The sequence below is a fragment of the Sphingopyxis sp. genome (genome assembly GCF_035998965.1).
GTDB lineage: Bacteria > Pseudomonadota > Alphaproteobacteria > Sphingomonadales > Sphingomonadaceae > Sphingopyxis.
On record NZ_DASYHE010000025.1, the window covers coordinates 65,262 to 75,606 of the forward strand.

The following is a 10,345-nucleotide window of genomic DNA, read 5'->3' on the forward strand; positions in this document are numbered from 1 at the left end:
ATCGCGCCACGATGCCGAACGCCGCGGAGTATAGCCGAAACATGCCATGAAACGACCGTAAAACCTCGGCAGATGTCGGGTTAAACCGCGGGCGCAGCGTCCGCTTTGGCAAAGGAAATGACAACTTTCAGTCCGCTGCCCGGCTCAGACGTGACGGCGACCTTTGCCGACGCATTCTGCTTCAGCGACTGGACAATGATGGCACCAAGCTTGCCGGGCTTGGGCCATGTGACGCCGTCCGCCAGGCCTACACCATCGTCGGATATGGTAATGTGGCAACCGACGTCGTCGATCAGGCTGTGGAGGGTGATTGTACCGCCGTCGCGTCCTACAAAAGCGTGTTTGAGCGCGTTCGTGAGCAGTTCATTGACCACCAGGCCCGCCGGCATCGCAACATTGACCGATGCCGGCCAGCTATCGAGCTTCATGTCGAGCCGTACGCCGTCGGTCGCATGGGCCGCCATCACCGACGTCGCGATCTGACCCAGGTAAATTCCCAGATCAATGCTGTCGTCGGCATTCTCCCGGGACAAAGTGTCATAAAGCACCGCCAAAGCGCCGATTCGGCCAGCCAACCGGTCAAAGCGCTCCCCGGTATCGCCGTCGGGGATGTTGCGCGCTTCGAGCCGGATGAGTGCCGTGATCATCTGCAAATTGTTTTTGACGCGATGCTGAAGTTCGCGAAGCTGCGCGTCTTTCGCTGCGAGCTCGGTTGTTTGTTCATTCCCCGCCCGTTCGTTGCCGGTGGGCGCCAGCGCGACGAGCCGATAAAGCGGCGTGCCGTCCTCGTCCTCGATCGTGTTCGACCAGGCGTCCACGATAATGGCGCCCGCTTCCTGCTCGATCCGGAATTCGCCGACATAATCGACATCGGCCTGCACGGCGTCGCGCAAGAGCCGGTCATCGTCGGCAGGGGCGGCCACGCCCGGCAGCGACCGCCAGCTTTTTCCTTCGATCTCTGCAATCGGATGACCGGTCAGGCGTTCGAATTCGCGGTTTGCGTAAGTTACAACTTCCGACGGATGAAGCTCCGAAACCGCCACAGCGACCGGCACATGATCGAGAAACTGTTTGAACCGCTCGTTCTCCAGCGCATCGGCGAGGTTGGGCGTGTCCAGCAACGTCTCCACCTGGTCGGATTTTTCAGTATTCATTGCTGTTCCTCGGACATGATTCCACCCGCATAGCGGGTTCGGATCGACCCTGCCATTTGCAATTCAACGGTTAGAAGATTCACGACAATGTCGCACAACTCATTGCCGGCGGCGGACAAATCACCCCTGAATCAGAACGAGGCTGGCGTTATCGCTGCCGTCGCGAGTCAGCGCCTGATCGAGTATCGATTGCGCGAGCAACGACAGCGAGGGGGCATCGTTCACCCCCTCCCGCAAACTTCGTGATACGCCGTCCGAACAAAGCATGATGATGTCCCCCGCTGCGAACGTCGTCGCCAGCTGGTCGATCACAACCTCGCGATGCACCCCCAAGGCGCGGGTGATCACATTGGATTTGGGATGATTGGCCGCAGCGGACGGTGGAAGCGCGCCCGCATCGACCATCTGCTGAACGACGCTGTGATCGCGGGTCAGCAATTGCCACTTGCCCGATCGCAATCGGTAGGCGCGGCTGTCCCCGGCCCAGAAAATCTCGATCTGATCGTTGGTGCGCAGAGCCGCCACAATGGTCGTGCCGCTGCGCCGGTCGGCGTCGCTGTAGCGGTCATGGATCATCATATTGGCCGATTGCAGCGCTGTAATGATGTCGGCACTGCATAGGTTCAGGGCGCAACTGGCCAGATCGCCGAGCGCATCGATGGCGATTTGCGCGGCGACATCGCCCGATTGATGACCCCCCATGCCGTCAGCCACCGCCCAGAGCCGGGCCTCGGGCAAATCGAGGACGCGATCCTCATTGACGGCGCGGACGTGGCCGACGTGAGTGAGCGCTACCGATGCAATAGTCGCGGCCGTGCCAGTGGCGATCGGCGCCGCACCGCGACGAAAGATACGCAGGAAATTCATTCGCGATCGTCGATCGCGGCCGCGTCGGCGATGTCATAGGCCTGGACGAACGCCCGATCGAGCACCCCCGATTTTTTGCCCTCAATCTCTTCAAGCAGATCGGCGTGCCGCTTTTCCAGCTCCTTCAGTTGCGCTGCCGCCCGGTTCTGAAACAGCGACCGGGCGGGCGTGTCGTCTTCAAGACGCGCCGGGTCAAAGCATGCGATCGCTTGCTGCAAACTTCCGCGCAGGCCGGCAAAGGTCGCAACCAGATGCCGCTTGATGTCGCGAAATGACGACTGCAGCGCCGCCGGACCCGAGAGGAATCCGTGCGACCCGCCCAGGATCAGGTCGATCGCCAGTCGCTGGGTCGGCGCCCATTTAAAGGGGTTGTTGTCAGCGCTCCCGATCGTCGTCCGCGTCATCTGATAATGCGAGCGGGCATGATCGCGTTCGCTCATCAGATCGCCCACGCCCAGCACCATCTGGCGATAGACCCCGCCCACGCGGCGCATGATTTCGACGGGATCCTCGCGCGCCAACAGCGAAGCGTCCAGTCCGGCGCCTTCGCAAAATGCGTCGAGCAGCGACCCGGTGGTGATCGCCGCGGTCGCACCGGGCTGGGTTGCGACCGCGGTATCGGTCCAATCGCTGGGGACATCGATCGAATGGCCGAGCGGCGGCGTCAGCACCATCGTGCGCGTTTCCTGACCGGCGATATCGGCGTGCGGCGCCTCGGACACGACAATGCGAAAGTCGCCGAGGCGGATCGCAAACGGCAGCGGGATGGCTATCTCCGCTTGGTCGGCAAGACGCTCGCCAGTGGCCGCGTTGAACACGCCGTTGGCACCGAGCGGCCGCAGGGTTAGTCCTTCGGGTGCGACCGTAAATTCGCAGTGAGTCCGCGAGAGGGCGCAATCGGGGTCGGGGATCGACCAGTCGGCACTCTTGTCGCGGCCAACCCGCAGCACACCCTCGCGCAGCAGCCGGGCATCGACCGGATGGATGTCATCGCCACGTTCGAAAAGTTGCAACATATACATGGGCCGCGCTTTCCTCAGGCGACTTTGCGGGCAGGCGCTGCGACGACGGCGGGTTCGGCAATTCGCGTGGCGAGCATCGATGCGTCATCGTCGGTTGTACCGACCGCGAAATTTTCTTCCGCCACCGCAGCGGCACGATTGAAGGCGTCGAACGCCGCGCCAAACTCATCGCCCCGCCGATGCGAGATGCGCAGCGCAAACCGCGATGACGCCGCCTCATCGAGCGCCTTGCGAAGGCGCGCGAGCGGACGCGTGACCGCAGCGCCGCTCAAATAGCCAACGATCATGACCGTCACCATGACCACAAGCGACAACATCACCAGCAGCCACCGCGTGTTGTTGGCGGCGGCCGCTAGGGCTTCGGTGCGGACAACGACATCGACCTTGCCATAGCTTGCCCCCGCATAGCGGATCGGTTGCACAATCCGCATCCCGGCACCTTGTTCGGCGCCGACATAGCTGACCACGGCGCCCTGGGTCGCGCCGATGCGTGCCTCACCTTGCGGCGCCGCATAGCGCGCGCCGACCTGACGGCTGTCGGTGGCGGCGCGGACCACGTTGTTCGCATCGACGACCGTCATGGCGCGAATCTCGCTGCCGTCGCTGGCGCTGGTGACAAAGGCTTGTAACGCCCCCCAATCCTGTTGGTCAGGCGGCAATCCCGCGTTATCGACCGCCACCACCCCCGCGTTGCTCGCGACAAAGGAAGCGATCGTCCGCCCCGATGTGGCCGCCATTTGCTCGAACGCCTGATCTTCGCGTATACTGATCAGCGCGCCGCAGACCGCGAGCACCGCGAAGGTAACCGTCGCCAGCAATAAAGGCAGTTTGACACGCAGCGACAGGCCGCGGCGCGGCACTGCGTTCTCTTCGCGCGCGCTCATTTCGCGCATGAGGGCTTTGCGCACCGCCTCGCCATCGGCAAAACGTTGTTCGGGCTTTTTGGACAACAGCTTGTCGATGATGAAGCGCAGCCCCGGCGGACAATCACCCGCCGACCGCTCGATCGGTTCCACCCGCTCCTGCGCGATCTGGATCGCCAGCGTCGCGAGGCCGATGCCCGGGAACGCAGCCTTTCCGGTCACCATTTCATAGAGCACGATGCCGAGCGAAAACAGGTCCGAGCGGTGATCGACCGGCAGGCTCAGCGCCTGTTCGGGGCTCATGTAACGCGGGGTCCCGATCATTTGGCCGAACTGGGTTTGCGCAAGCTGGTCGCCATTCCCCGCGGGATCGGGATCGTCGATGCGCGCAACCCCGAAATCGACCAGCTTTGCCGTGCGGCCGTCGTTCGACAGCAGGATGTTCGACGGTTTGATGTCGCGGTGCACGACGCCCATCTTGTGCGCATAGGCGAGCGCCCCGGCGAGCTGCTGGCCGAGCACCAACACCCGTTCATAGGGCAAGCGGCCATTCGCCTGGAGCAACGTGTCGAGCGGCTGACCTTCAATCAGCTCCATCGCGATATAGGCGATGCCTGCTTCTTCGCCGACTTCGTAAATCGTGGCGATGTTGGGGTGGCTGAGCGCCCCCGCCGCGCGCGCTTCGCGCAGGAAACGGATATTGAGACCGGGATTGCGCGCATATTCGGGCTTGAGAACCTTTATTGCGACGTTGCGTCCAATGCTCGGATCGATCGCACGATAGACGTCGGCCATCGCGCCCTCGCCCAGGCGGCCCTCGATAGTATAACGTCCAAGCGACTTCATCGGTCTGACCCTCGTGATCGCCCGTCTTAGCGGGCGAAGGTTGAAATATGACTAGCGTCGCGACCGGACGGTTGCCTCGATCCGCTCGGCGCGCGCCAGGTCGGCCTTGATCATCGCATTGCCGGGATCAAGCGCCGAAGCGCGCCGCAGCAACTGCACCGCGCGCGTCGCGGACCCTTTGTTGAGCGCGGCGAGGCCCTGCGTACGCAATTGACGCGCCGCGGCGGGGTCGCTGCGCGCCGTAGACGGCGCGACCGCCGATTTGGGCGGCTGGGCGCGCGGCGCCGCAGGTGCCGATGGCGGCGGCGACGGCTTCTCCAGCCGGCGCGCCGGCGCAGGCTTTGTGCCGGGAATACGCAACATCTGGCCTGCGATCAGCGCCGCAGGCTTTTCAATCCCGTTGTACCGCGCCAGTTGATAGGTCATCAGTCGATTGCCGAGATAGCGCTGGGCGATGCCCGCGAGCGTGTCGCCGGGCTGGACGACATAGTCGAACGATTGCGGCCCAAGCAGTTCGACCGGATCGCGAGCAATCGAATCGCGCAATAGCGCAAGCGAAGGATTGTTGGGATCGCGCTTCAGCCCCGATTTAATCAGCTTGCGCGCGGCGGAGACGTCACCTTGGTTCAGATGCTCCGCGATGGCGTCGATATTTTGGGCGCTGCTGGCCGGAGCGGCGACGGCGCCAGGTTTTGGCCCGCTAGCGCAACCAGCCAAAGCCAGCGCGGCGGCCAGAACCATCGTGCGCCGGACATACCGATGCGGGCCGTTTTGGGCGGCAATCGTCATGATGTGATTCTCTCGATTTGGGGGACGGGGATGGATGACTGGAGCAAAGCGGTCAGGCTGGCTCGGTCGTTGATGAACGCCAGAAAATCGACCGCCGACAGCGGCCGGGAAAAATAATAGCCCTGAAAATGGCGGCAGCCATGCTGGACCAGCCAGCGATATTCCTCGGTGGTTTCCACACCCTCGGCGAGCACCCGAATGTCGAGACCGCGGCCAAGGGCAATGATACTCTGGCAGATCGCCTGACTTTGCGGTCGCCGATGAACGTCGGTCACGAACTCGCGATCAATCTTGATCTTGTCAAAGGTCAGCTGGCGAAGCGTGCTGAAGCTCGAATATCCGGTGCCGAAATCATCGATGGCGATTTTCACGCCCAGCGCGCGAATCTTGCCGAACAGCCGGGCGAGGGCAGCATCGTCGGTGCTGGCCACCCCCTCCGTCAGTTCGATTTCCAGACATGCGGGGTCGAGCGAATGATTGTGCAGCGTGCGGCTGAGCACCTCTGCGAATTTGGCGTCGTGAAGCTGGCTGGCAGACACGTTGATGGCGATCCTCAACGGACCCGCCGTGCCCCCCTCCCATTCGCTCGCCTGGCGCGCAGCCGCGTTGAGAACCCATAGTCCGACCTCTTCGGCCAAGCCCGATGCCTCGACGATCGGGATGAACAGCGACGGTGGCACACTCCCCCGCTCGGGATGGTTCCAGCGGATCAGCGCCTCCGCGCCCGTCACGCATTGCCAGTTCGCATCGATCAGCGGCTGGAAGAATAGCTGGAATTCGTTGCGGGCGATCGCGCCGCGCAAATCCTGTTCCATCGCATAGCGATGCTGAACTTGCGCAATGGCCTGATCGCTCAGCTCGTGCGTCTCAGCCAAATCGTCCAGCGCGAAGGAGGCAAGCGTTCGCGTCAGCAGCAGCTGCGGGGTGACGCCGTCCACCAACGCCGCACAACGCGTTGCAATGCTGGGCAATATCTCGCGTGGCCCGATCTGTACGCGGCCACCAAGCGCATAGGCAATGGCGTCAATCTCCGATCGCGCCAGCAACGGGTCGATGTCTTTGCCATACCAGATGGCAAAATGCGCTTGATCGACATGGGCGATCAGGCGTTCGGCGGGGATCATGCGAACGATGCGCCCGACGATTTCCAAAAGCACCCGCTCGGCAAGATCGGGGTCGAAACCGGCCAGACGTTCAAAGTCGTCGAGCGCAAATGTGCCCAGCACGCCGGAGCCGTCCTGCTCCATTTGTTCGAGCAGCGGCTCACGGGTTGGCAAGCCGCTGACGCCATGGCGTTCGATCAAACGGCGCTCAATCGTCGCCAGCGCCTGCTCAAGGCCGTTGGCATTTTCCGCCAGCCGGTCGGCAATCGCGATTTCCTGGCCCTCGCCCGAAATAATCTCCAGCCGCTGCGACAACCGCCACAGCTTCCAGTCATGCCGCCACGCCGATCCCGCCCAGCCGCAGCCCACGGCCACGGCGATGAGCGCAAAGGTGGTAAGATCTTCGGCGCCAACATGCACCAGACAAGCGCCGGCCACAAAAACCGACGCCAGCGCCAGCCGGCGCAAGAGGATTGCCCCTGAAGTTGCCCCTGATTGGACCATAAGCGTCATTTGGGCCGCGAGTTGATACCAAGTCCTTAAATTCTTGTACAGAAATGGAGCAGATTGGCTCGGTTCGTCGCATTTCAAACATGGCGCCAGAGCCATGGCGGGAAACGGAAAGACGCCCGCCCGACCCGGATCGGTTGGATACCGAATGGGAAAATCTGTCTGCCGCCCCCGCCGCGCGCGGTCTCCACTTTATCGCAGCGACACCCAATGCCCATCGCGTCGTCAAACTTAACTCTTTCAAAGTTAATCTATTGGCTTTTTTCATAAATTTGGGTGACATAGCGCGAAACAGAAACATGATCGGAAAAACAGCGGACGCGATGGGGCTGCGGACGGAACCGGATTGGGATGATATTTTCATGCAGGCCGCGTTGCAGCCTGACATGTGGCTTGGCGCGCTTGATGCTCTCGCCAGTCAAACCGGGTCGGGTCATGGCCAGTTGATCGGGGTCGGCGGCGCCCGCGAGATTCCGTTCAACATCGTGACCAATTTTGGTCCCCGCATGATCGAACATTTTGCGGTCAGCGGCTGGGGCTCCGACAGCCATAATTTTCGGGTCGCCGCGTCGAACCGGCATATCGAACGCGGCTTTTATGATCCCGTGCTGCACGAGGATCATTATGACCGGGTTATTCCGCAGCTTGCCTCGACCGCCTATGTCGACTGGTGCGAAGAGATTGGCATTCCCTTTGGTTGCCAGACCAATTTGGTGATCGATAATTTTGGCGTTGTGGGTCTCGCAACGCTGCGCAGCCGCCAGGATGGCCGGACGACGGCTGCGCAGCGCAAGATTTTCGCCAAGGGTGCCACGGCCGCGCGACGCGCCGTACGGTTGCAAGAAAAGCTGGAGGGCGAGCAGGGCAAGCTGCTCGCCGGCGCGTTCGACGCCGTCCAGGTCAGCGCCTTCATCATCGACGCCCGCGGCCAGTTGCTCGCGCACAGCGCGGGTGCCGACGCGATGCTGGCCGCTGGCGACATCCGGCAGTCGGGCCGATCGATCGACGCGGCGGGCGCGCCATTCACGCTGCGCCAAGCTGTCCAGGCGCTGATCACCAACTGCGGCCTCGACCATGTCCGGACGCGGATCGCGACGGCGGACGAACGCCCGCCGCTGGTGATCGAGGGTTTTCGTCTGCCCGAACGCGAATGGTCGCTCGGCCGATTGCCGCACGCCATTCTGATCGCCAACGGCCCCCGGCGCGATCGCGCAGGCGTGATACCTTTTCTAAGCGCGATTTACCGCCTCAGCCCGGCCGAGGCCGACATTGCGGTGCGATTGTTCGAAGGCAAGCCGCGCCGCCAGATCGCGGACGAGCGCGGGGTGACCGCCGAAACTCTGCGCGGGCAGATCAAGCATATCTATCTGAAATGCAGCGTCGACAGCGAAGCCGGACTGATGCGCCTGCTCGCGCCTATCCTGGGGTCATGACCATAAGTCGATGATCCCCCAACAGGGGGATGATCCTTTCGGTCGATCCAAATAGGGGATCGATTGCAAGGACTAAGGGGGGCCATTCCTTCGATTGCGTCGCGCCGGGTTCGCTTCCGGTCATCCGCGATATGTCGAAAGGGTGAGCTTGTGATATTCCTGTCGTTCTACGCGACCCAGAATGGCAGGAGGAGGGTCCTCGCCAGTGACCTACTGTGTGCGGCCTGGAAGAGCCCCGTCGAATGATCGGCGGGGCTCTTTTCGCATCGGGGCCGCAAAGGCAGCGAGACGTCCGGTCGGTCAGTTTTTCGCCGCACCCGCTGCACCGGTCAATTCGCCGCGCGCCTGACGGAACACCTCAATGCTGCCCCAGATGGCGAGCGTCGCCATAATCGTGGCGACGGCAAGGTCGGGCCAGTTTTGCCCCGTTCCGAACACGCCCAGCGCGGCGCCCATCACCGCGACATTGCCGATCGCGTCATTGCGCGAGCAGATCCATACCGAACGCATGTTCGCGTCGCCAGTGCGATAGCGATACAGCATCAGCGCCACCACGACATTGGCGGCGAGCGCGAGCGCGCCGATCGCCCCCATGGTTTCGGCGTGCGGCGCCGACCCGCTGATGAAACCCCAGACTGCCGACCCCAGCACCCACAGGCCAAAGGCGAGCATCGTCACCGCCTTGACCATGGCCGCGCGGGCGCGCCATGCGAGTGCCATGCCCGCGACACCCAGGCTGATCGCGTAATTGGCCGCGTCACCGAGAAAATCCAAGGCGTCGGCCTGTAGCGCGCGCGAATCCGCCGCGACCCCGGCGACGATCTCGACCGCGAACATCGCGGCGTTGATCAGCAGCGCTGCCCACAGGATGCGCCGCCAGCGCGGGTCGTTCAGCGCGGTCTTGCCGCTGGCACCGGCACAGCAATGATCGGACAAGCCACAGCCTCCTTTGATCTTCGAGTCGGCACCCACTATGCACCCTGTAGCAACTACAGGGTCAAGAGATGAAAATCGGCGAACTGTCGCGGGCGACCGGGACCAATATCGAAACCATCCGCTATTATGAGCGCATCGGGCTGTTGCCCGCGCCGCATCGCACCGCCGCGAACTATCGCAGCTATGGCGATCCGCACCGCGCACGGTTGACGTTCGTACGTCACTCGCGCGACTTGGGCTTTACGATCGAGGAAATCCGCTCGCTGCTCGACCTGTCGGACGATCCGGCGCGCGATTGCAGCGAGGCCGACCGCATCGCGAGCCGCCATCTGGCGCAGGTCGAGGAAAAAATCGCGCAGCTGACGCTGCTCCGCGACGAACTGGCGCGCATCGTCGGGCGCTGCCGCGGCGGGGTTGCGGCGGATTGCCGGGTGATCGAGGCGCTGGGCGATCATGGGCATTGCGAGAGTGCGCATTAAGGCATCGTGCAAAAATATGATCCACCGTCCCGTTCATGTCGAGCGAAGTCGAGACTCCCCTTGCCGATGCGCTACGCCGATGGGTGTCTCGACTTCGCTCGACACGAACGGACATAGGGTGGCGCTGATCTCGCGCACGCCGATCAAAGGAACGGGAAAGGTGGGACGATTCTGTTGCCCGGCTCGTCCCCAGCCGCTGGTATCCGATTCTGTTGCCCGGTTCGGTCCGAACCGCGTTCTATTTGTCTAACCTTAGGCCGTGAGGCTTATCGGTTAGGCAGCCAGAGCGAGTGCTTCGTTATCGTTAGCACCTATTGGTTTTGAGCCTTGAACGGGTTACTCA

At 62.7% G+C, this 10,345-nt stretch carries 9 protein-coding genes and 1 other RNA gene; 2 read left to right on the forward strand and 8 right to left on the reverse strand.

What is annotated here, in order from left to right; translation table 11 throughout:
• Nucleotides 1-80: 80 nt before the first annotated feature.
• The 6 genes from VGN68_RS03315 to VGN68_RS03340 all read right to left on the reverse strand — a co-directional run bounded on the left by VGN68_RS03315 (nt 81) and on the right by VGN68_RS03340 (nt 7,112).
• Complete coding sequence (locus VGN68_RS03315) at nt 81-1,154, reverse strand: sensor histidine kinase (RefSeq protein WP_327473847.1); 1,074 nt, start codon at nt 1,152-1,154, stop codon at nt 81-83.
• A 120-nt stretch (nt 1,155-1,274) separates the two neighbouring features.
• Nucleotides 1,275-2,021, reverse strand: a complete 747-nt coding sequence (locus tag VGN68_RS03320; RefSeq protein WP_327473848.1) for a PP2C family protein-serine/threonine phosphatase — start codon at nt 2,019-2,021, stop codon at nt 1,275-1,277.
• Nucleotides 2,018-3,043 carry a type VI secretion system-associated FHA domain protein gene (locus VGN68_RS03325; protein WP_327473849.1) on the reverse strand — a complete coding sequence of 342 codons (1,026 nt, stop codon included), beginning with the start codon at nt 3,041-3,043 and terminating at the stop codon, nt 2,018-2,020. The genes VGN68_RS03320 and VGN68_RS03325 overlap by 4 nt, the downstream gene beginning before the upstream one ends.
• 14 nt (nt 3,044-3,057) lie before the next feature.
• Nucleotides 3,058-4,752 (reverse strand): serine/threonine-protein kinase, encoded by a 1,695-nt coding sequence (locus VGN68_RS03330; protein ID WP_327473850.1) that lies wholly within the window; start codon nt 4,750-4,752, stop codon nt 3,058-3,060.
• Nucleotides 4,753-4,803: 51 nt separating this feature from the next.
• Nucleotides 4,804-5,541: a LysM domain-containing protein gene (locus VGN68_RS03335; protein WP_327473852.1), complete on the reverse strand. Its 738-nt coding sequence runs from the start codon at nt 5,539-5,541 to the stop codon at nt 4,804-4,806.
• Entirely contained in the window at nt 5,538-7,112 is a 1,575-nt protein-coding gene (locus VGN68_RS03340) for an EAL domain-containing protein (protein WP_327473854.1), read from the reverse strand. Before VGN68_RS03340 ends, VGN68_RS03335 begins: the two co-directional genes overlap by 4 nt.
• Before the next feature lie 341 nt (nt 7,113-7,453).
• Between VGN68_RS03340 and VGN68_RS03345 the strand changes: the two genes are divergently transcribed.
• Nucleotides 7,454-8,587 carry a hypothetical protein gene (locus VGN68_RS03345; protein ID WP_327473856.1) on the forward strand — a complete coding sequence of 378 codons (1,134 nt, stop codon included), beginning with the start codon at nt 7,454-7,456 and terminating at the stop codon, nt 8,585-8,587.
• Between the two features lie 300 nt (nt 8,588-8,887).
• Here VGN68_RS03345 and VGN68_RS03350 read toward each other — a convergent pair whose 3' ends face one another.
• On the reverse strand, nt 8,888-9,523 hold the full coding sequence (locus tag VGN68_RS03350) for a cation transporter (RefSeq protein ID WP_327473858.1): 636 nt from the start codon (nt 9,521-9,523) through the stop codon (nt 8,888-8,890).
• A gap of 68 nt (nt 9,524-9,591) precedes the next feature.
• On the opposite strand from VGN68_RS03350, the gene VGN68_RS03355 reads away from it, so the two are divergent.
• Entirely contained in the window at nt 9,592-10,002 is a 411-nt protein-coding gene (locus VGN68_RS03355; protein WP_327473860.1) for a helix-turn-helix domain-containing protein, read from the forward strand.
• Between the two features lie 198 nt (nt 10,003-10,200).
• Here VGN68_RS03355 and ssrA read toward each other — a convergent pair.
• Nucleotides 10,201-10,345, reverse strand: a transfer-messenger RNA (tmRNA) gene (gene ssrA, locus VGN68_RS03360); the annotation flags it as partial.